This window comes from Staphylococcus sp. TCBT05 (assembly GCF_055179755.1).
In genome coordinates this window covers 1,207,682-1,230,902 of the sequence record NZ_JBUQDQ010000038.1, presented here as the reverse complement: position 1 = coordinate 1,230,902, position 23,221 = coordinate 1,207,682, and the positions used below count along the sequence as shown (strand labels likewise).

The following is a 23,221-nucleotide window of genomic DNA, read 5'->3' as shown; positions in this document are numbered from 1 at the left end:
ATTTACCTCAAAATGAAAACACAACCTTTGCTTGCTATCTATTATCTAAATATCTAAATAGGCTTGTATCGTGGAAGATAAAGGTCTATCATCACCTTTAAGCAAAAGAAAGCGCTTACATATAATTAGGAGAGTGATGGCTATGAAATTTGGGCAAAATTTTGGAAATGCAATTCGTCGGTTTGGCGGCGCCATGATTGTACCTGTATTATTATTTCCTTTTTTCGGAATTATTATAGGTATTGCCACGCTATTTAAGAATGAAGCCATTATGGGGCATATGGCAAAGCCTGATAGTCTGTGGTTCCAAATTTGGACATTGATTGAAAATGGTGGGTGGACAGTATTTGAAAATATTGAATTGATTTTTGTCATTGGTTTACCTATTTCATTGGCAAAAAAGTCAGCTGGACATGCCGTAATGTCTTCTGTTGTAACTTATATGATGTTTAATTATTTTATCAACAGTATTTTATCGATGTGGGGTAAATCGTTTGGTGTGAATTTTGATGAAAAAGCAGGTGCCGGAACAGGTTTGACTGAATTAGTTGGCATCAAGACATTAGATACAAATATTATCGGTGCTTTAATCATCTCAGGTATCGCAATTTGGTTACACAATCGTTATTATGACAAGAAATTACCCGAGTCTATTGGCATATTCCAAGGCTCACCTTTCGTGATTATGAGTGCCTTTTTTGTCATGATACCTCTAGCATTTTTAACAAGTTGGGGTTGGCCAATAGTTCAAGGTTGGATTGCTTCTTTGCAAGTATTCTTAGCATCATCAGGTTATGTCGGTGTTTGGTTGTTCCATTTTTTAGAGCGCATTTTAATACCAACTGGTCTCCATCACTTTATTTACACACCGTTTGAATATGGTCCTGCAGTAGTAAATGGTGGAATCAAATCATACTGGATTTCTCATTTGAATGATTATTCTAATACGACGCAATCATTGAAAGATATATACCCAGGAGGTGGATTCCTTTTACAAGGCAACATTAAAATGTTTGGCTCCATCGGTATTGCTCTGGCGATTTATTCAACAGCAAAGCCTGAGAAGAAAAAAGAAGTTGGAGCATTGTTAATTGCAGCAACATTGACAGCGGTGTTTGCAGGTATTACAGAACCTTTAGAGTTTACGTTTATATTTATTGCACCATTTTTATTCTTAATTCATGCGCTATTAGGTGCCACAATGGTAACGATTATGCACGTCTTTGGACTTGTCGGTAATTTAGGTGGGGGATTAATCGAAATTGCAGCTACAAATTGGGTGCCATTATTTGGTAATCATTGGAGTATCTATATTGCCCAATTTATCATTGGTTTTATCTTTATTTTTATATACTATTTCTTATTCAGATTTATCATACTGAAATTTGATATACCTATGCCAGGTAGAGAAAGTGAAGCATCTACAAATACTAAATTGTACACTAAAAAAGATTACCAAGCGTCCAAACAAGATAAAGCGATGCAAGGGACAATGACTACAGAATACGAAGAAAAAGCAGCTGCGTATTTACAAGGTTTAGGTGGTGTAGATAATATCATTGATGTCACAAATTGTGCTACCAGATTAAGGGTGACCGTGCAAGAACCTAATAAGGTTGAGTCGGTGGATTATTTTAAAGCAAATGGAGGCGCACATGGCTTAGTTAAAAGTGGCGGCAATGTACAAGTGATAGTTGGCTTGTCAGTACCTCAAGTGCGAGAAGCTGTTGAGCAAATAATTCATAGACAAACACAATCGACTGAACCACAATAGTTTAGCACAGTCGATGTAAATTACATTTAATAATAATTATGAAGCGAACGAATGATTTGGATCAATTACCTTGTGTCTGATTTATGTTGAGCGACTTTGTAATTATGGTAAGTTCTAGCAATAAAGTCAAAAACAACATAATATGGCGTGAAACTATAGTACTCAGTATTATTAAAGAACTGAATAGGCGCACTGTTGACGTAAATATTAAAGGCAGCATTTTTAGCTATATAATTATCGTGTAGTGTGGTAATGGAGACGTATTTGTAATTTCGAGATTTCAATAGCTGAATAGGCGCCTTTAAATTTTCAGTTTCGCCAGATAATGAGATGATAAATAGTAAATCATCTTGTGTCATTTGTTGAATGGCTAAGCGAAATTCACTTTCGTCATTGAGTACAATGCCTTTCTTAGAAATTGAGAGCATATGACGTTGTGCTTCTCGAGCAACATTTTGTTGTGCCATGCCTGTACCATAAATATAAATAAATGAAGCGGCATCAATAAATTCGTTTAATGGCTGATAATCAAACATTTGCAAGTGCTCAACAGTACGTTGGATATCTTCTACTATTGGTGTTGTATTGATAGTATTAGTAGGCGTACTATGATTTTCCATTTTTAAATAAAATTTAAAATCACTATAGCCTTCAAAACCTAATTTCTTTACGAGTCTATGAATCGTTGAAATAGATGTATGAGTCAGTAGACTTAAATCGTGAATTTTCATAGATGTCATTTCATCGATATGCTGATGAATAATACTCATTATATGTAAATCATTTTCAGTTAATTGTTCAAAGTTTTCATTAATCAGATGATCAAGAACCATAGATACGATGCCACCTATTCGTTGGAAAAATTTCCGGAATTTGAAAATATATTCTAATGTTAATATATAAATTCTAAATACGTCAAACTTATTGGTGAGTTTAAGGTAATAATTTAATATGAAATAAAAGAACCTTTATTTAGTAAACAATTTTAAATTACACGCAATATTTTGTAAGCGTTTACTTTATATAAAAGGAATAATGATAAGGGGATGAGTGTATGAAGTTGAACATAGGAATCATTGGTTGTGGTGGTATAGCTAATGGCAAACATTTACCTAGTTTAGAGAAGATTTCAGAAGCTTCTTTAGTAGCGTTTTGTGATATTGATAAAGCAAAAGCGCAGTTAGCTGCCGAAACATATGGAAGTGATGATTCAAAGGTATATGAAGACTATCGTGATTTATTGGCGGATAAGACGATAGATATAGTTCATATTTGTACGCCAAATAATACGCATAAATCCATCACAGTGGATGCTTTAGATGCTGGAAGGCATGTCATGTGTGAAAAACCAATGGCCAAGACTACAGATGAAGCACGTGAAATGATAAACGCAGCAAAACGTAATAAGAAAAAATTAACAATTGGTTATCAAAATAGATTTCGTGGTGATAGTCAATATTTACGTAAAGTTACTCAACGAGGTGACCTAGGTGAAATTTACTTCAGTAAAGCACATGCAATACGTAGACGTGCTGTACCAACATGGGGAGTATTCCTTGATGAAGAGAAACAAGGTGGAGGTCCATTAATTGATATCGGAACACATGCCTTAGATTTAACACTATGGATGATGGATAATTATGAGCCAGAATCTGTCATGGGTTCTACGTTTCATAAGTTAGGACAACAAGAAAATGCTGCTAATGCATGGGGATCATGGGATCCAAAACAGTTTAATGTTGAAGATTCTGCATTTGGATTTATAAAAATGAAAAATGGCGCGACAATCATTTTAGAATCTAGTTGGGCGCTTAACTCTCTTGAAGTAGATGAAGCGAAATGTTCATTATCAGGTACTCAAGGTGGTGCCGATATGAAAGATGGGCTACGTATTCATGGTGAAGACTTAGGCACACTCTATACATCTCAAATTGAAATTGATAATCCTGGGGTGGATTTCTTTGATAGTGAGTCAATTGACGAAGCTGAAGAAGAGGCGCGAGCATGGGTGCAGTGTATTATCGATGATACAGAACCTATTGTTAAACCTGAAGAAGCGTTGGTAGTGACGCAAATATTAGAAGCAATTTATCACTCTGCAAAGACTGGCAAGGCGGTATATCTTAATCAAGATAAATAGGGGGTATTAATTTATGAATATTACAATTTGGAATGAATATAGACATGAACAAGAGAATGAAACAATTAAGCAAATCTATCCAGATGGTATTCATCAAGTGATTGCTGATTGCCTAAGTTCAGAACACAATGTGTCAACTGCTACGTTAGACGAACCCGAACATGGTTTAACGGATGAGCGTCTCAATAAGACTGATGTCCTTATTTGGTGGGGACATAAAGCCCATGATGAAGTCAATGATGAAGTAGTAGAAAAGGTTAGACAACGTGTGTTACAAGGTATGGGGCTTATTGTATTGCATTCTGGACATTTTTCTAAAATTTTCAAATCATTGATGGGCACGTCTTGTGATTTAAAGTGGCGCGAAAGTGATGATAAAGAACGCTTATGGGTAGTAGATCCAACACATCCAATTACGGAATCATTACCGAGTTATATTGAATTAATACAAGAAGAAATGTATGGTGAGCATTTTGATATTCCAACACCTGATGAGACGATATTTATTAGCTGGTTTGAAGGTGGGGAAGTATTCAGAAGTGGTGTGACCTATAAGAGAGGTAAAGGTAAAGTCTTTTACTTTAGACCTGGTCATGAAAGTTATCCAACGTATTATCACCCACAAATTCAACAAGTCATAAAAAATGGAGTGAACTGGGCGCGTCCAATTGAAACACCTACACCTGAATATGGTAATGCACGACCATTAGAGACAATCAAGAAAAAATAATGTAATGAGAGGAGCGTCCCTATGTCTAAATTAACGATAGGTGTGATTGGTTGTGGTGGAATTGCGCGAGACAGGCATTTGCCGACACTAAAAGCACTGAGTGATGATGTTACAATTACCGCTGTACAGGACATCAATATGGAGGTGGCGAAAGCTGTAGCTGATGAATTTGAAATCAAACATATTGTAACAGATTATCAGGCACTGTTTCCCTTGGTTGATGCAATCATGATATGTACACCCAATAAGTTTCATGCGGAAATTGCTATAGCGGCTTTAGATGCAGGTGTTCATGTCTTTTGTGAAAAACCTATGGCGATGAATCAACATGAATGTCAACAAATGATTGATGCAAAAAATCGTTCTGGTAAATGTTTAGCTATTGGTTATCACTATCGTTTTACGGATGCTGCACAAACAGCTAAACAAGCAATTGAGGAGGGTGTAGTAGGAGATCCATTGGTAACGAGAGTTCAGGCGTTGAGACGTAGAAAGGTACCTGGATGGGGAGTCTTCACCAATAAAGCACTACAAGGTGGTGGTAGCTTGATTGACTATGGCTGTCATTTATTAGACTTGTCACTTTGGTTATTAAACGACATAGCGCCTGTAGAAGTAATCGGTAAAACATATAATCGTTTAAGTCAAAATCCATCCCAAATTAATGATTGGGGACCGTTTGACTATGAACAATTTGAAGTTGACGACCATGTTACAAGTTACATCACATTTGAAGATGGTTCATCAATGCAATTTGAATGTTCTTGGTCTGCTAATATCAAAGAAGATACGAGAATGTTAAGTATTTCTGGAGCTAACGGTGGGATTAACTTATATCCATTTGAAATTTATCAACCGCGCTTTGGTACATTCTTTGTAGAACAAGCCACAGCTGAGCATGATGAACAAATAGCGGCACAACGGCAGACACGTAATTTCATACGTAGTTGTTTGGGCCAAGAAACGTTAGTTGTTCAACCTGAGCAAGCTCAAATGATTAACAAATTGATTGATGCGATTTATCGCAGTGACGCAGAAGGAAAGAGTATACGACTAAATTAATTAGGGTGGAGTGATTATAATGAAAGTAGGTATTTTTTCAGTTCTATTTCAAGATAAATCATTTGAAGAAATGTTGGACTATGTAGCTAATGCAGGTGTCGAAATGATTGAGATTGGGACAGGTGGTAATCCGGGCAACCAATTTTGCCCACTTGATGAATTGTTAAATGATGAACAGGCAAGAAAGGCATATTTAAATAAAATAACAAGTCGTGGTTTGGAGATTAGTGCGTTAAGTTGTCATAATAATCCGATTTCCCCAAACCAACAAGAAGCGGATACCGCGCATGATACGTTATATAAAACAATCAAATTAGCCGCACTGTTAGATGTTCCGGTGGTGAATACATTCTCAGGGATTGCTGGTGCTGATGATGAAGCGAAACATCCTAATTGGCCTGTAACACCATGGCCAACAGTATATTCTGAAATTTATGACTGGCAATGGCATAAAAAACTCATTCCATATTGGAAAGAAGTTGCAAATTATGCAGCATCGCAAAATGTGAAGATAGGTATAGAATTACATGCTGGATTCTTAGTACATACACCTTATACTTTACTGAAACTAAGAGAGGCAACTGGGGACGCGATAGGTGCGAATTTAGATCCTAGTCATCTATGGTGGCAAGGTATTGATCCTATAGCAGCCATTAAAATCCTTGGACAAGCAAATGCGATACATCACTTTCATGCTAAAGATACGTATATTGATCAAGATAATGTCAATATGTACGGATTAACAGATATGCAGCCATACGCTAATGTGAAGACCAGAGCTTGGACTTTCCGAACTGTCGGTTATGGTCACAATCCACATGAATGGGGAGAAATGATTAGTGCATTACGTATGAATGGTTACGATTATGTGATGAGTATAGAACACGAAGATCCAATTATGTCGATAGAAGAAGGTTTTAATAAAGCTGTTCAAAATTTAAAATCAGTCAATATTACACAACCAGCACCAGATTTATGGTGGACGTAAAATGTATTATTGCTCAAGCTGTCAATCTATTAATTAAATTATCATAAAAGCAATCGGTAATAAGAAAATATCGATTGCTTTTATGCGTATTGCAACGCATAGTATGTAAATAAGGCGTACAACTTATGAATTATTAAGTGATGATAGTACAACTAGAAGTATAAAACGTTAAAGATTAATAATGTAATTATGACATCATAGAATTAAAGCTTGAATTTTTCACCAAAAAGAGTAAAATAATTAGAGTTGTAAATAGCGTGTATGATTGTTGAGCGTATGCTACGTTTAACGGTAAAATAAATAATAACTAGCAATTGTTGTAAAGTTACATCAAAGTAAATCTTAGGAGAAAGGTGAGGGCGGAAATGCAAAATAAATTTTTAATTTGTGATGATTGCCAAGGTGTTAATTGTAAATCATTAGAAAAAAAATTAACTAAGTTAGATCCAGACGCTGAAATTGAAATAGGTTGTCAGTCCTATTGTGGTCCGGGTAGAAGAAAGACGTTTGCCTTTGTAAACAACCGACCTTTAGCAGCCTTAACCGAAGATGAACTTATGGAAAAGGTTACGAAACAATTGCAAAAGCCAAGGGATCCTGAAGAAGAAGAACGTTTGAGATTGCGCAATGAAGAGCGTAAACGCCGTAAAGAAGAACAAGACCGAAAATTAAAGGAAAAATTGGCTCAACGCAAAGCGAAAAGTAAGCAATAGCAGTACGATGCTGAAAAGTAATTTGAGTCAAATTGTTATTGCAGAATATAAAATGTTCAAGAACTACGTTAAAATTGAACTTTTCATAAAAATAACTGAATAACCTAATTCGTAACTATATAGTTTCTAAATTAGACAGAGATTCACTGTGAATCGGTGTTACTAAACTACCGTATTTTATTGTTGGATCATGCTAATTAGAAACTATTTTTTTAGGGACATGGTATAAAATTTCAGTGCCTCATAATATTTGCATACATTATAAATAACATATAAAACATGTCAGCTTTGTAAGCAGTTTATTTTAATATTGGTCATTATTCATGCTAAGTTTTAACTAGCGTATATATTTAACATGCCTTTTACTAATAATGTGATTGAGAAAAGGATGTTTAGAAATATGAGAATCAGTGAATGTATACCGCAACAAATTGTAATGACATTTAAGATGAGGAGTGGGTAACATATGACTGAAAAAGTACAATTAGGTAAATCAGATGTTAAAGTAAATCCAATTGCGTTAGGGACTAATGCAGTAGGTGGACATAACTTATATAACAACCTAGATGAAGAACAAGGTAAAGAAGTGGTTCGAACAGCTATAAGAAATGGCATTAACTTGTTAGATACTGCGTATATCTATGGACCTGAACGTTCTGAAGAATTGGTAGGAGAAACGGTGAAAGAATTTTCTCGTGATGAATATGCTATTGCTACAAAAGGTTCACATTACTTTGATGAAGAAGGTAACGTACAACAAAGTAATGACCCAGAATTTTTAAAAGAACAAGTTGAAAAAAGTTTAGAGCGCTTGCAATTAGATTATATTGATTTATATTATATTCATTTCCCTGATGAAAACACACCTAAAGATAAAGCGGTGGCAGCATTGAAAGAATTGAAAGATGCTGGAAAGATAAAAGCGATTGGTGTTTCTAACTTTAGTTTAGAACAATTGAAAGAAGCGAATAAAGATGGATATGTTGATGTTGTTCAAATGGAATATAATTTACTAAATAGAGAAAATGAAGCAATATTCGATTATACTGCGGAAAATAATATTACCTTTATTCCATATTTCCCACTAGTGTCTGGTATCTTAGCAGGTAAGTATAATGAAAATAGTACATTTGATGATTTACGCTCTGAAAATCCAGAGTTCCAAGGTGAAAAATTTAAAGAAAACCTTAAAAAAGTAGATGAATTGAGAGGAATTGCAAATAATCATGGTGTCGATGTGGCACATGTGGTCTTAGCATTTTATTTAACGAGACCTTCACTAGATGTGGTTATTCCAGGTGCCAAACGTGCTGATCAAGTAGTAGATAACTTACAAACATTAGATGTGACATTAACTGATGAAGAGATTAAGCATATTGAGTCGATTTTTCCTGTTGAAAAATAATGCATAGCCATTTTGAATAAACGTGAAATAGGAAGCAGGCAGTTTCAAATGCATAATTTGAAACTGCCTGCTTGTTTTGTTTTAGTATATTCACCAAAGAAACACACAATTATAGAAATAAATTTTGCTCAGGTTGTATTATAAAATTTACATGCGCTTTAAGTTGTGTAACAACACGATAAATAAATGGATGTTATTCAATTTATTTAAGTTCTTAAAATCGTAACAATTTAAATATTTAAAAATGAAAAATTAGGGAATATACATTTTAATATATAAAAAATTTGATGATTTATGAGCAAATAACTTAATATATTAATGTATTTTAATTAAACTGTTTAATAACTGAGCAATTTAGTGTAGGATTATTAATTAAGTTTGGTGCATTGATATGCAATGTATATTGATAATTTTTAATGTGTAAATCATTAAAGATAGTAGAAGGAGTTTATTATGATTACAGTTTTATTCGGAGGAAGTCGCCCAGAGGGTAACACAGCTTATTTAACTAAGATGGCCGTTGAAGGATATGACTATGAGTGGATTGACTTAACAAAATACCAATTAAACCCAGTTCGAGATGTAAGACATGACAATACGACTATTGAAACTTATGATGATGACTATAAACAGATTATTGATAAAGTATTAGCGAGTGACACGGTAATCATCGCTTCACCAATTTATTGGTATAGCTTATCTGCGTCAATGAAAGCATTTTTTGATCATTGGTCAGAAACACTTGTGGACCCTAATTATAAAGATTTTAAAGCTAAGATGGCAGAGAAAGATTTCCGCTTGATTATCGTTGGTGGTGACTGCCCTAAAGTAAAGGCGAAACCATGTATCACACAAGTGAAATATAGTTTAGAATTTTTAGGTGCTAGCTTATCTGGTTACATTATTGGAACGGCTGAAAGACCTGGTGATATTGAAAAAGATGTCTACGCATTAAATAGAGCAGAAGAATGGCAAGAAACATTAAGTGCTAATAAATAAATAGCTAAACTTTAGTTTGAATGATGTACGCATCGTTCAAACTATTTTTATCTTTAAGGATAAGTATTTTGACTATTGGAAATATGGTATAATTAGACTGTTAAGACCGATTAGAAATAAGGGGAGTGCAACATGCATAAAGTAAGAAAAGCAACGGCAGATGATGTTGTAGGTATCAGAGATGTCGCAACAAAAGCTTGGTATAATACGTATTTAAATATTTATGCAGCAAAGACGGTAAATGAACTGTTGGCTGCTTCTTATAATGAACAACATTTATTAAAGCGATTAGATGAGCAACTCTTTTTAGTCGTTGAAGAAGACAATGAAATTATTGGTTTTGCTAATTTTATTAGTGGAACAGAATTATATTTATCTGCACATTATGTGCGACCTTCTTGGAAACATCATGGTTATGGTTCAGAGTTATTGAAAGAAGGTTTGGGTTACTTTGATAATTATGAGGCAATTTATCTTGAAGTAGATAATAAAAATGATGATGCGGTATCATTTTATAATAAAAAAGGTTTCGAAATAGTACGCTCATATAAACATGTAATGTATGGGGAAGAAATGGACTTAGCTTTAATGAAAAAAACCTTAAAATAATTTCAATAAAGGATTAGTGAATGGAGAGGAGGACTAAATTGACATTTACAACATATGCTACTCAGAAATTACCCGAAGAAAAAGTGTTTAAGGATCCGATTCATAGATATATTCACGTTAAAGACCAAGTGATTTGGGATTTGATAAAGACAAAGGAATTCCAGCGTTTGAGAAGAATTAAGCAGGTAGGTACTTTATATTTATCATTTCATACGGCGGAACATAGTAGGTTTGGACACTCATTAGGTGTTTACGAGATAGTACGCCGAATTATAGATGATTCATTTAATGGTCGTGAAGCATGGAATAATGATGATAGACCGCTCGCGCTATGTGCTGCTTTGTTACATGATTTGGGGCATGGTCCATTTTCACATAGCTTTGAAAAGATTTTTAATACAGATCATGAAGCTTTTACACAAGCGATTATTACTGGACCAACTGAAGTGAACGAAGTTTTAAGTCGTGTATCAGATGACTTTCCACAACAAGTTGCTGATGTAATCAACAAAACACATAAAAATAAACTCGTTATTTCTATGATTTCGTCGCAAATTGATGCGGACAGAATGGATTACTTACAGCGTGATGCCTACTTTACTGGTGTCTCATATGGTCAGTTCGATATGGAAAGAATCTTAAGATTAATGAGACCCTCTAAAGATGAAGTATTGATTAAAGAGAGCGGCATGCACGCCGTAGAGAACTTTATCATGAGCCGTTATCAAATGTATTGGCAGATTTATTTTCACCCAGTAAGTCGTGGTGGAGAGGTATTACTCAATAATTGTTTAAAGCGTGCAAAGCAATTATACGATGAAGGTTATCATTTTAAGATGGAACCGACAGATTTTATACCTTTCTTTGAAGGCACTATGACAATTGAGCAATACATTGAATTAGATGAAGCGGTTGTAGTCTACTATTTGAAGGCATGGGTTCGAGAAGATGATGAAATACTGAGTGATTTATCACGTCGTTTTATAAATAGAGATTTATTTAAACATATGCCATTTGATGGTTCGATTATTACGATAACAGAGTTGACGGATTTATTTATTCAAGCTGATATCGATCCTAATTATTATTTTGTAAGTGAGTCATTTTCAGATTTACCATATGATTATGATCGTCCGGGTTCAAATAGGCAGCCAATTCATTTATTAAGACGGAATGGCAAGATAAAGGAAATAAGCAGTCAGTCATTAGTCATTTCAAGTATCACAGGTATAAATAGAGAAGACTATAAATTATATTACCCTAAAGAACTCATCACAGAAATTGAAGACGATGATGTAAGAAATGCGATTATTGGTATTTTAAATGAATTGAACTAATGTGTGAATATTGCTGCTGCTTTGGTTGAGAAGTAGGTCTTCGAGGTAGTAGAATACACTTGTAGAAATTACTTATGTATAATAAATAATTTGAATAATAGTAATGATGGATAGGAGGTACTTTCTGGTGGCAGATAAAAAGGGCTTTAAATTTAACATTGTTAAGAATGATCCACTAGACGGTCATAAAGGTACGAATATTGGGTCCATTAGTTTAGATAATATAGCGCCAGTCTTTATTGATGTTGAGAATAAAGATGCTTTTATAGATATTGGCGGCATGCATGCACGAGCAAGTGTTGAAAAGGGTGTAAAATGGATTGATGATAAAGCTGCTGTAGAAGGTGATGAAGCGAAAGAATATTGGCTTTGTTGGGTAACTACAGAACGAGGAGAAAACGGCCCCTATTATGCAGGCTTGACGGCTTGTTATCTCTTAGTTAATAAATCAATTCGTCGAGGTTATAAAAGTATGCCAGAGCATGTCAATATGATGGATAAGTCAATGAAACGTCAAATCGAAATTGACCATATTGGTGAGGAAAATAAAGCGGTGCTTAAAGCATTTTTAATGGAACATGATCAGGATATGTGGAATAATTCAGATAAAGCGTTACATGAGGCTTTACAATAACATATTTAAATTTATCAGGAATCAAACTTTATATCGTTTGATTCCTTTTTTATATAGGTAACCATATACATCATAGTGGTAAAGGATAATTGACGTTGATAAAATGTCATACGAACTGTAACCGACAAATTAAATATGCTATAATAGTGTGTATTATTTTAAAAAGTAGGGTGAATCATCCGTTGGAAAACAATGTGAATATCCAGACGAAACAAGTCGTTAAACAACACGGGAACAAAGAAAAATTTTCCCATTCTACTCAAGGTTCATGGCAAAAAAGGAATGCAGAATTTATACGTTATAATGAACAAATTGATGAGGCACAAGTACAAGTCACAGTTAAGATAGAAGATAGTGGTGTTAAGATTATTCGCAAAGGTGATATCAAGATGAATCTCCATTTTGTTGAAGGTGAAGACACGATAACACTCTATGAAATCACTGGTGGTCGAATTCCACTAACTGTAAGAACGCATTCAATTATACAGTTTGTCACAGCAGATGGTGGTAAATTGAAGGTACATTATGATTTAATACAAGATGAAGAAAAAATGGGAACGTATCAATATGAAATAATATACAAGGAGATAGCGAAATGAATATCATTGAACAAGTGAAACAGACATTAATCGATGAAATTAATAATAGTATTCAAAAAGCGCAATTGGCGGACGCAGAGCAAATTCCAGAAATTAAAATAGAAATTCCTAAAGATAATAAAAATGGAGATTACTCATCGAATATCGCGATGGTACTGACTAAAATTGCGAAACGTAATCCTCGAGAAATTGCTCAAGCAATCGTAGATAATTTAGATACGACAGCAGCTAATGTTGAAAAGGTCGACATTGCAGGTCCTGGTTTTATTAACTTTTACTTAGATAATGCATATCTAACTGAAATTATTGTACAAGCCATCCAAAAAGGTGATGAATTTGGTTATACTGATACACCAAACGGTAAAAATGTCTTGTTAGAATATGTTTCTGCAAATCCTACAGGTGATTTACATATCGGACATGCACGTAATGCTGCTGTAGGTGATACATTAGCAAATATCTTAACTGCAGCTGGCTTTAATGTGACACGTGAATATTATATTAATGACGCAGGTAATCAAATTACAAATTTAGCGCGCTCAATTGAAGCACGTTACTTTGAAGCGTTAGGTGACAACACAGTCTCAATGCCTGAAGATGGTTACCATGGTAAAGATATCATCAATATTGGTAAAGATTTAGCTGAAAAGCAACCAGAACTTAAAGACTTGTCCCAAGATGAACGTATTAAGACCTTTAGACAATTAGGTGTAGATTATGAAATGACGAAGTTACGTAAGGATTTAGCAGACTTCAATACGCATTATGACAATTGGTTTAGTGAGACTTCACTTTATGAAAAAGGTGAAATCGATGCAGTGTTAGAGAAAATGACGGAACTTGGTTATACGTATGAAGAAGACGGTGCTACGTGGTTGCGTACAACAGATTTTAAAGATGATAAAGATCGTGTGTTAATTAAAAAAGATGGCAATTATACTTATTTCTTACCAGATATTGCTTATCATTTTGACAAGATTGAGCGTGGAAATGATATTTTAATTAACTTATTCGGTGCTGATCACCATGGTTATATTAATCGTTTGAAAGCATCACTAGAAACATTTGGTGTTGATAGTAACCGATTAGAAATTCAAATTATGCAAATGGTTCGTTTAATGCAAGATGGTGAAGAAGTTAAGATGAGTAAACGTACAGGTAATGCAATTACTTTACGTGAAATTATGGATGAAGTCGGAGTCGATGCTGCGAGATACTTCTTAACAATGCGTAGTCCAGATACTCATTTCGACTTTGATATGGAATTAGCAAAGCAAGAATCCCAAGATAATCCAGTTTATTATGCACAATACGCTCATGCTAGAATTTGTTCAATATTGAAACAAGCAGCAGAAAGAGGCATTACGCCATCGACAGATGTGAACTTCAAATTGATCAATAATGAAAAGGCATTTGAACTATTGAAGAAAGTAGCTGAATTTGAATCAGCAATTCAAAGTGCAGCAGAGCAACGCGCGCCACATCGTATTACAAATTATATTCAAGATTTGGCAGCGCATTTCCATAGATTCTATAACGCTGAAAAGGTATTAACTGACGATACTGAAAAGACAAAAGCGCATATAGCACTTATTGATGCAGTTAAGATAACATTGCATAATGCATTGAACTTAGTTGGTGTTACTGCACCTGAATCAATGTAATGAAATTATAAATCAATTCTTTTAATGAAGAGCACAGAGTGCGCGAAACTTTGGTTCATCAATGGATATGAGTATCTATTGAGTGAACTTCAAATGAGTTCGTGGCACTCTTTTTGTTTGGAGGGAAAATCATTGCTAGAGGTTAATCAGTTATATCGAATATTGTTACAACATATGGGTCCTCAAAATTGGTGGCCAGCAGATTCGAAAATCGAAATCATCTTAGGTGCAATTTTAGTACAAAATACGAATTGGAGAAATGCGGCTTATGCACTAGAAAGTTTAACTGAAAATACGGAATTGGAACCCCATCAGATATTAAATACCAATTTAGAAGACTTGCAATTATTGATTAAATCGAGCGGCTTTTATAAGGCTAAGGCACAAACAATTTTAACAATATTGACTTGGTTAAATCGCTTTGACTTTGATTATGCAGGCATTCAAGCACATTATGGTAAACAACTGAGAAAGTCTCTACTTGAATTGAAAGGTATAGGTGAAGAAACAGCTGATGTACTAATGGTGTATGTCTTTGATGGTATTGAGTTTATACCAGATAGTTATACACGTAGAATATTTAGCAAGTTGGGTTATAGTGGAACAGAACGATATCACAAATTAAAACAGAAAATAGATTTACCTCAGGACTTTACGAACCAAGATGCCAATGAATTACACGCACTATTAGATAATTTTGGTAAAGCATATTTCAATAGTAAAAATAATGGCGATTTTCAATTTTTAGAAAAATATTTTGTCAAATAATATTATAAAATAGTGATATTTTTGATAAAATTAAAGCAAAATATTAATTAGGAGCACAATCATGAACAAGTCTATTAAATTTATTTCTCTTGTTGCTATATTTGTTGTCTTGTTAACGGCTTGTAGTACAGGTCGAAATGAAACAGAACATGCAGAAAAAGCAAAATATAACAGAATTATTTCTTTGATGCCAAGTAATACTGAAACGCTTTACGAACTTGGTTTAGGTAAAAAGGTTATCGGTGTATCTACTGTAGATGACTACCCAAAGGCAGTAAAAGATAAAAAACAATTCGACGCTATGAAGTTAAACAAAGAGGCGTTATTAAAGGCTAACCCTGACTTGATTCTAGCGCATGAATCACAGAAATCTACTGCTGGTGATGTATTGAAATCACTGTCAAAGAGCGGTGTTAAAGTTGTTTATGTTAAAGACGCACAATCAATATCTGAAATGTATGATACCTTCAAACAAATCGGGAAAGTAACCGGAAAAGAGAAGCAAGCAAATGCATTGGTAAAGGAAACGAAGCAAAATATTAAAAAGATTAAAGATTCTGTACCAAAGGATGCTAAATCACAAAAAGTCTTTATGGAAGTTTCGTCAGAACCTGAGATTTATACATCAGGAAATCATACGTTCTTCAATGATATGCTAAAAACACTACATGCGAAAAATAGTTTTGAGGATGTAAATGGTTGGCAAAAGGTTAGTAAAGAAGACATAATTAAAAAGAATCCAGATATAATGATTTCAACAATGGGAGAAACAGAAAAAACTTATGCCAAAAAGGTAAAACAAAGAGGCGGTTTTGATAAGATTAACGCAGTGAAAAACGATAAATTAAAGGCGGTCAATGGAGACGAAATTTCTAGACCGGGGCCACGTTTAGACGATGGTTTAAAGGAATTGAAAGAAGCAATCTACAATAAATAATATATTTGATACAGTAGTTTCTGAGTTGTAATTTGGAAACTGCTGTATTTTTTATAATTCATCAATTGAACATTATTATAGATATTAAGCGTGTGCTTTATCTATTTATCAACATCATAGAAACGATTATTTATAGTCTTGGTGTACTGAAAATGGATCTTGTGGTTGCAATCAAAAAATGATATTTATAATTAATCATAGAGATAAATAACAACAGATGATAAGGTTAATTTGATAAAACAAACTGAAAGCGTGGCAACAATTATGAAATATTATAAAATTGTGATGATATGGATGTTTATGTTATGTCTCACTATCACACTGAGTTTGTTGTGGGGCTTAACCTCGATTAACCATAGTCTTACACAAACGATTTTATTAGAAGTTCGGATACCTAGAATGTTAGAAGCTGTTCTTGCAGGTATAGGCTTAACAATCGCAGGACATATGTTCCAAACGTTATTAAATAACCCACTTGCGGATAGTTATACGTTAGGTTTAGCAAGTGGTGCAACATTGGGGTCAGGTTTCGCAGTGGCGTTAGGAATGTCATTGATTTGGATACCTTTAATGTCAATAATCAGTAGTTTAATAACATTAGCAATCGTACTTAGCTTAACGGCCGTAATGTCGCGAGGATATCCGGTACGCACATTAATATTATCGGGTATTATGATTGGAGCATTGTTTAATGCATTACTGTATTTATTAATTGAATTTAACCCTAAAAAGTTAAATAGCATTGTCAATTATATGTTCGGTGGCTTTGCATCAGCAGAATATTATAAAGTAATCTATATTGCTATTGTTTTGGTGATAGCTATTAGTATATTATTAAGTATGATTTCAAGTATAAAAATATTACAACTAGGAGAGTTGAGGGCGCAATCACTTGGTTTACATGTACGTTTAGTAACATATAGTGTATTGATTCTCGCTTCAATTGTGACTGCCGTTATTGTGGCATATGTTGGTGTGATAGGCTTTATTGGTATGGTCATTCCCCAACTAGTGCGTCGCCATTATAAACAGTTTAATTTAGGACAACATTTTATGTTAAACATGCTAATTGGTGGCACGGTTATGGTTATTGCCGATTGGCTAGGGAGTATTGTTATTAATCCTTATCAAATACCAGCTAGTATTGTCCTTGCATTACTTGGTATTCCAGTGTTGTTTTACATTATGGTAACTGAGCCACGCTTGAACGAGTAATTATGTGAAAATGGGGTACTTGGCAAACAAAAAGATAATTAATTAAATGAATGATCAATTTTATGAAATGTTTGAATTAAAGAGGGTATGAAAATGGACTTAACAGAAATAAAAGCAATCGTATTTGATTTGGAAGGGACACTCTTAGATAGAAAAAAATCAAGAGATAAATTTATAGAAGAACAATATGAACGATTTCATGATTATCTCGTACGCATTCAACTTGCCGATTTTCGTAAAAAATTTATCGAACTGGATGATGACGAAGACCATGATAAGCCAGAGCTTTATAAGGCATTAATTAAAGACTTTCATGTCGACCGACTCACTTGGAAAGATTTGTTTAATGACTTTGAAATGCACTTCTATCGTTATGTATTTCCATATTATGATACGTTGTATACGTTAGAAAAATTATCGAATTATGGTTATTTAACTGGAGTCATTGCAAATGGAAAGTCAAAAATTAAACAATTTAGACTCCATGCCTTAGGTATTGAGGATGCGATAAACTATTTGACGACCTCAGAGACAGTAGGTTATAGAAAGCCACATCCTAAAATTTTTGAAAGTATATTAGAACAGTTAGGTACAAAGCCTGAAGAAACCATGTATGTAGGCGATGATCCTTTAAATGATGTTGCACCAGCACGTGCTATGGGTATGGTCAGTGTATGGTTTAAAGAAGAAGATGCAGAGTTAGAACCATTACCTGAAGAAGTTGACTATACAATTACGACATTAGAAGAATTATTGTCTATTTTGCCTATTGGAAAGAAGGGGAATTAGAAAATGAAATTATTTAAAACAAATGATGGCGTAGCATTAAACTATAGTTCTAGTGGTGAAGGTAAAGTCATTGTGATGTTGCATACATCATTTGATAATTTATCTGTGTTTCATCCGATTGAAGATAAATTTAATTCAGATTATCAAGTCATTTTAGTAGATTTACGTGGTCATGGTTATTCAGATAAACCATTAGACATTGCTTTTACAGATTATATTGAAGATATTAAAGCATTATTAGATTATTTATATGTGGATCAATGCGCGTTGATAGGACACGAGATGGGAGCGTCGATTGCGGTTGGGTTTGCAGCCGAGCATCCAGAAATGGTTAGTGCATTAACTTTAGTTAATCCAACATTACTCAATGATATGGATCCATCAGAACGTTTATTTAAAAAATACGCCTATAAGATTCGCAGTTGGGATAAAGATGAACAACAAAAATTCTTTGCAAAGCATTTATATCATTCAAAATTTAAAGTTAAAAAGTTTTTAAAGCAAGTTGAAAATACCAATGATATGGCTACAAAAACAGAATTATCAGCAGTACGACGTTCATTTAATGATAATAATATTATGTATTATTTAGATAAAATGGATGTCCCGACACAAATAATAGTCGGCAAACACGGTGAAAGAACGACGGTACTCGAAGCTAAAGAGGTTAGTGACATGATTGCAGGTTCTCTGTTTGAAGTATTTGCTGAATCAGGTCTTTATCCATTCATTGAGGAGAAAGCTAAATTTATAGCTGAGGTAAAATCATTTGTAAAAAAGAATTACCATTGTGTGAGATAAATGATACGATAGGTGTAGAATGTAGTGTTTTCTAGTGCTTCCGAATTACAAAAATAATTTCTCTGTAATAATATTGTAACATTACTGTTAATTTAGTAATGTTTATAGTACAATAAAAATACGGAAAACGTAATAAAGGAGAGAAATGCTATGAAAAAGATATTAGTAGCGGCATTAGTTTCAGGTTTGGCGTTTTCTGGGGTAAGTGCAGGAAGTGCGTCAGCAGCTTCTGGTAACACTATCCAAAATGTTAAACAATTACAACAAGGAGATACAACTTTAGAAGGTGCTAAACTAGGTGACTCAATTCAAACTGTATTAAAGAACAATAGCAAACCGATTTATTCACATAGTACTGACAATAAAGAACATTATTACGAGTTCAAACTTGATGATGGTGTATTAGTTGTAACAGCAAATGGTAAGAAGAATCAAGGTGAAATCACACGTATTTCAATGAGTTATAACGATACTTCTGGTCCAACATATAAAGCTGTAAAGAACGAAGTAAGTAGTAGTGCCATTACGCGTGAACATTACAATAATGTAACTGGTAACTTTGGATACGTTCAAGATAATGACGTATCTTACCAATTCAGTTCTTCATCTCCAAGTGATAAGAACATTAAATTATATCGAATTGATATTAGTGAATAATATGTTTTAATGTTTAAAGTTATAGAATAACCGGCAAGTGTGTATTTAATGCTTGTCGGTTATTTAATTGTTAAAATGTATTAATATGAGAGATAATATATTAAAAGTGTATTAGAATAAACAAGCGTCATAGAAATATGAACTGTTAAGCAACTGTTAAAATTTACTAAAGGAGTATTTCATGCGAGTTAATGACAAAGTATTATTAGAAAACATAAATGATTACTTCACTCATAAAGGTCTATCTCCAAATCTCATTGACGATATCAAAGATAAATTAAAAAGGGATTTTCATAAATCAGAAGCTCAAGATCAAGATTATATTGAGTATAGAAGTAAGTCGCCAGCAGAAATTATCTTAACAATCCAACGAAATTTATTTACATTACAGTTAAATCCAATCGTATTTTTTATTGTGAATTTTATTTTACTTTCATACTTATATGATAAACATTATGTGACTTTCCAAGCTGCTTCAGGTTTATCCATCTTTTACTGTCTAGTCATCTTACCAATATCTATCTTTATTTATTTAAGAATTGGTTGGAAGAACTATCTATATAGCAATAAATTTGAACGGATAATAGGAATTGGTATAGCAGGTATTTCATTTTTCTTAGTTATTGTACATGCACTAGATTTAAACTTAGGTATTGTGGCAGTATCAATGTATGCCCACCAATTTATGTTTTTTGTAGGAATCATATTTAGTATTTGTGGTATATATTTTAGACGATTAGAATTTACTGGCATAGGCTTATTATTTTGTCAAAAAACCATTGATGCAATGATAAGTAGTGCAAGCATTGCACAAATAGCTTCAATAGTTATCTGGGTATTATTACTAATAGTAATTATTTATTATACGATACGTATATCATCTAGAAATTGAATTATCGTAAAGGTAAAGAAAGGCCTCTTTAAGGTGTCAGTGTATAAAGACACAAATAGCTTAAAGAGGCTTTTTTATGCACTTTAATAACTATCGAATTGTAGAAAAATACAATATTATTAATTGGAAATGTAGCGTAGAGCACAGCAAATTCGGGTATATTACATTTGTAAAGGGAGGTGACCCATGATGAAAAAAATAGAGACGAGTTTTAACACCGAGATTGCATACATCCGTGAGGGTCGTGGTTTTCCTGTTATCTTAATTCATGGACTAGATAGTAATATGGCATCATTGTATAGTCTGAAAGATGAATTGAAAGATAAATATGATGTCATTATTTATGATGTGAGAGGTCATGGCAAATCATCTAAACCAACTTCATTTTACTTAGATGATCATGTTGAGGATTTAAAATGTTTGATGGACAAGCTAGAAATAAATTCAGCGCATCTCATAGGGCATGATATGGGAGGCGTGATCGCCAAACAATTTACTAATAAATATGAATGCAAAGTTAGATCTTTGACATTAATAGCGTCTAATTTAATACAAAGTGTACATGGATTAAACAAATTAATGGTCGAACATCAAGACGAAATAGAAGGTTTTGATAAGTCAGAGGCTTTGATCATCTTATTCCCGTATTTATACAAAAAGCAAGAAAAAGCGAAAAAATGGTTTCAAAATCAATTGATTTATAGCAGGCAATCACCTGAAGCAAGTGCTATAGCTACAAGAGCTTTATTGAACTTCCCAGTACTAAATGAAGAAATTATTATTCAAAAAGTAAATGTACCAACTTTAATTGTTAATGGTATATATGATCCTTTAGTAGAAATGGAAAATTTTGAACAATATCGTGGGGCATTTAAATCATTAAAAACTTTCAAATTTGAACAATCTGGACATGCGCCGCACATAGAGGAACCTAACCATTTTCTAAATGTTTATTTAAATTTTGTTGGCTCGCTAGAATTTCAAAAATAAAGTCTTATTAACTTAATAATAGAAATAGTACTTACTTTTTAAAGTAAAAGTAAGAATGAATAATTAAAATAATTTGGTGTTAAATATAAAGAGGGCTAAACCATGTTGAATGGATTGGCCCTCTTTTAAATTTTGCGAAATATTTTGAGGGCATTCCTAAGGAATTCAAGATATCAATTGAAGCGCAAGATTGAATTAGTGTACTAGAGAAGTAAGGTAGTATTATAAATAAAAAACCAGTAAATGACTATAAAATCATTTACTGGTTTTTAGGGTTTAAGTCTGTAGCGATTTATACTTCGTTATCGTCGTTAGCTTCTTTAATACGTTGGTTTACACGTGATAATAATTCATTAATTTTTTTACGTTGTTTAGTGTTAACTAAAATTAAAACAGTTCTTTCATCGTGTTCGTTACGCTTTTTATCAAAATAATCTTCTTGTGATAAGTTTTTAACTGCTTTAACAACTTGTGGTTGTTTATAGTTTAAGTGATTGATAATATCTTTTAAATAATATTCTTCACTTTCATGCTCACTAATATATGTTAATACAGCGAATTCCTCGAAACTTACTGAGAATTCCTTCTTGATAATACCTTTTAATTTATCAGCATATGTTACCATTGCCAATAATTCAAAACAATCATTGATTTTTGTGATAGCCATCCTAATTTCCTCCCTAGTTTTAAATGCCCAATTTAGTATACATATTAAATTTGTTTTTGTATAATTATCTGTCTTAATTCAAAGTTAAATTCAAAGGGTTATCATAATTTATTGCTTTATTATATTTGGATAATATATAATAAACCCTCTTTTATTTAGTTTATTATAACTAAATAAAAATAGAAAGTAAACAAAAATCTGTTTAAGCGTTACATTAATGTTTTCTGTTATTAATACAATTATTTCCAAACCATTAGTGTAAATTAAATTTATTCTGTTATATTTCAATTTATCGTCATTTGATAAATTTGAAACAAAAATAATTTAAATTTTATAATGCTAATCAATTATAATGTACACATCTGAAATTTAGACCGCATTGTGCCAATAATTCAAAAGAAAAACCAATGAATTTACTATTGAAAAAGTTTATACATAATTTTTATTACCCATATTTCCTTAAATAATAACCCGTTTAATAAATTTTTTAATTCTTCGATTTATAACAAGTTGCTCATTACATATTGTTATTTTTTAAATTTTAATTATTATAATTAAGAAAATACCCTTTAATATGCTAACGCAAAGGAGGAGTTTTGGGAAGTAAATATATACTAAATTCCTAAAAATTTTATGTAATATAACCCTAAAAATATAAAAGTACAATTAATTTTGTGGAGGCTATTTCGATACCAAATAAGTGGTTTATAAATTGTGAACATATTTGATAAATATTTAGTTTATAAATATGTTCTGTTGCTATGTATATGTGGTTTAGTTCAAATGCCACAACTGAAGGTTAGTGGATATTAGACAAAATAAAGCAGCCTACAACACGATAATTTAATATG

At 33.0% G+C, this 23,221-nt stretch carries 23 protein-coding genes; 21 read left to right on the top strand and 2 right to left on the bottom strand.

Features of this window, described 5'->3' with window-relative positions:
* The first annotated feature begins 142 nt into the window (after window positions 1-142).
* Window positions 143-1,774 carry an alpha-glucoside-specific PTS transporter subunit IIBC gene (locus ACY191_RS12995; RefSeq protein ID WP_229366962.1) on the top strand — a complete coding sequence of 544 codons (1,632 nt, stop codon included), beginning with the start codon at window positions 143-145 and terminating at the stop codon, window positions 1,772-1,774.
* Window positions 1,775-1,839: 65 nt separating this feature from the next.
* On the opposite strand, the gene ACY191_RS12990 is transcribed toward ACY191_RS12995, so the two are convergent.
* Complete coding sequence (locus ACY191_RS12990) at window positions 1,840-2,607, bottom strand: MurR/RpiR family transcriptional regulator (RefSeq protein WP_229366963.1); 768 nt, start codon at window positions 2,605-2,607, stop codon at window positions 1,840-1,842.
* Between the two features lie 221 nt (window positions 2,608-2,828).
* On the opposite strand from ACY191_RS12990, the gene ACY191_RS12985 reads away from it, so the two are divergent.
* From ACY191_RS12985 to ACY191_RS12890, 20 genes are all read left to right on the top strand, one after another.
* A complete protein-coding gene (locus tag ACY191_RS12985; RefSeq protein ID WP_229366964.1) occupies window positions 2,829-3,914 on the top strand; it encodes a Gfo/Idh/MocA family protein in 1,086 nt (361 codons plus the stop codon).
* Between the two features lie 13 nt (window positions 3,915-3,927).
* Window positions 3,928-4,644, top strand: a complete 717-nt coding sequence (locus ACY191_RS12980; RefSeq protein ID WP_229366965.1) for a ThuA domain-containing protein — start codon at window positions 3,928-3,930, stop codon at window positions 4,642-4,644.
* 21 nt (window positions 4,645-4,665) lie between these two features.
* Window positions 4,666-5,706, top strand: a complete 1,041-nt coding sequence (locus ACY191_RS12975; RefSeq protein ID WP_042738081.1) for a Gfo/Idh/MocA family protein — start codon at window positions 4,666-4,668, stop codon at window positions 5,704-5,706.
* Between the two features lie 19 nt (window positions 5,707-5,725).
* The gene (locus ACY191_RS12970; RefSeq protein WP_229366966.1) at window positions 5,726-6,694 is read left to right on the top strand and encodes a sugar phosphate isomerase/epimerase family protein; all 969 of its coding nucleotides are present in this window, start codon (window positions 5,726-5,728) and stop codon (window positions 6,692-6,694) included.
* Window positions 6,695-7,059: 365 nt separating this feature from the next.
* Window positions 7,060-7,407 (top strand): YuzB family protein, encoded by a 348-nt coding sequence (locus tag ACY191_RS12965; protein WP_107512339.1) that lies wholly within the window; start codon window positions 7,060-7,062, stop codon window positions 7,405-7,407.
* Window positions 7,408-7,873: 466 nt separating this feature from the next.
* A complete protein-coding gene (locus ACY191_RS12960; protein WP_042738084.1) occupies window positions 7,874-8,812 on the top strand; it encodes an aldo/keto reductase in 939 nt (312 codons plus the stop codon).
* A gap of 453 nt (window positions 8,813-9,265) precedes the next feature.
* Window positions 9,266-9,811, top strand: coding sequence for a flavodoxin family protein (locus ACY191_RS12955; protein ID WP_042738085.1), 546 nt, complete (start codon window positions 9,266-9,268; stop codon window positions 9,809-9,811).
* 132 nt (window positions 9,812-9,943) lie between these two features.
* Window positions 9,944-10,420: a GNAT family N-acetyltransferase gene (locus ACY191_RS12950; RefSeq protein WP_042738086.1), complete on the top strand. Its 477-nt coding sequence runs from the start codon at window positions 9,944-9,946 to the stop codon at window positions 10,418-10,420.
* A 20-nt stretch (window positions 10,421-10,440) separates the two neighbouring features.
* On the top strand, window positions 10,441-11,757 hold the full coding sequence (locus ACY191_RS12945; RefSeq protein ID WP_182475061.1) for an HD domain-containing protein: 1,317 nt from the start codon (window positions 10,441-10,443) through the stop codon (window positions 11,755-11,757).
* A gap of 106 nt (window positions 11,758-11,863) precedes the next feature.
* Window positions 11,864-12,391, top strand: coding sequence for a YwhD family protein (locus ACY191_RS12940; protein WP_229367375.1), 528 nt, complete (start codon window positions 11,864-11,866; stop codon window positions 12,389-12,391).
* A gap of 182 nt (window positions 12,392-12,573) precedes the next feature.
* On the top strand, window positions 12,574-12,990 hold the full coding sequence (locus ACY191_RS12935; RefSeq protein WP_042738089.1) for a YwiB family protein: 417 nt from the start codon (window positions 12,574-12,576) through the stop codon (window positions 12,988-12,990).
* Window positions 12,987-14,654, top strand: a complete 1,668-nt coding sequence (argS, locus tag ACY191_RS12930; RefSeq protein WP_042738090.1) for an arginine--tRNA ligase — start codon at window positions 12,987-12,989, stop codon at window positions 14,652-14,654. Before ACY191_RS12935 ends, argS begins: the two co-directional genes overlap by 4 nt.
* Before the next feature lie 132 nt (window positions 14,655-14,786).
* Complete coding sequence (locus ACY191_RS12925) at window positions 14,787-15,422, top strand: endonuclease III domain-containing protein (RefSeq protein WP_229366967.1); 636 nt, start codon at window positions 14,787-14,789, stop codon at window positions 15,420-15,422.
* A gap of 61 nt (window positions 15,423-15,483) precedes the next feature.
* Window positions 15,484-16,359, top strand: coding sequence for an ABC transporter substrate-binding protein (locus ACY191_RS12920; protein ID WP_229366968.1), 876 nt, complete (start codon window positions 15,484-15,486; stop codon window positions 16,357-16,359).
* A 264-nt stretch (window positions 16,360-16,623) separates the two neighbouring features.
* Window positions 16,624-17,574 (top strand): FecCD family ABC transporter permease, encoded by a 951-nt coding sequence (locus ACY191_RS12915; protein WP_042738259.1) that lies wholly within the window; start codon window positions 16,624-16,626, stop codon window positions 17,572-17,574.
* 93 nt (window positions 17,575-17,667) lie between these two features.
* Window positions 17,668-18,363: an HAD family hydrolase gene (locus tag ACY191_RS12910; RefSeq protein WP_042738093.1), complete on the top strand. Its 696-nt coding sequence runs from the start codon at window positions 17,668-17,670 to the stop codon at window positions 18,361-18,363.
* Window positions 18,364-18,366: 3 nt separating this feature from the next.
* The gene (locus ACY191_RS12905) at window positions 18,367-19,164 is read left to right on the top strand and encodes an alpha/beta fold hydrolase (protein WP_229366969.1); all 798 of its coding nucleotides are present in this window, start codon (window positions 18,367-18,369) and stop codon (window positions 19,162-19,164) included.
* Between the two features lie 150 nt (window positions 19,165-19,314).
* Window positions 19,315-19,821 (top strand): SA0570 family protein, encoded by a 507-nt coding sequence (locus ACY191_RS12900; RefSeq protein WP_107527831.1) that lies wholly within the window; start codon window positions 19,315-19,317, stop codon window positions 19,819-19,821.
* A gap of 181 nt (window positions 19,822-20,002) precedes the next feature.
* Window positions 20,003-20,713, top strand: a complete 711-nt coding sequence (locus ACY191_RS12895) for a hypothetical protein (protein WP_042738096.1) — start codon at window positions 20,003-20,005, stop codon at window positions 20,711-20,713.
* A gap of 189 nt (window positions 20,714-20,902) precedes the next feature.
* Window positions 20,903-21,703 (top strand): alpha/beta fold hydrolase, encoded by an 801-nt coding sequence (locus ACY191_RS12890; RefSeq protein ID WP_463270059.1) that lies wholly within the window; start codon window positions 20,903-20,905, stop codon window positions 21,701-21,703.
* A 292-nt stretch (window positions 21,704-21,995) separates the two neighbouring features.
* Here ACY191_RS12890 and sarA read toward each other — a convergent pair whose 3' ends face one another.
* Window positions 21,996-22,370, bottom strand: a complete 375-nt coding sequence (sarA, locus tag ACY191_RS12885) for a global transcriptional regulator SarA (RefSeq protein WP_042738097.1) — start codon at window positions 22,368-22,370, stop codon at window positions 21,996-21,998.
* Window positions 22,371-23,221 lie beyond the last annotated feature (851 nt).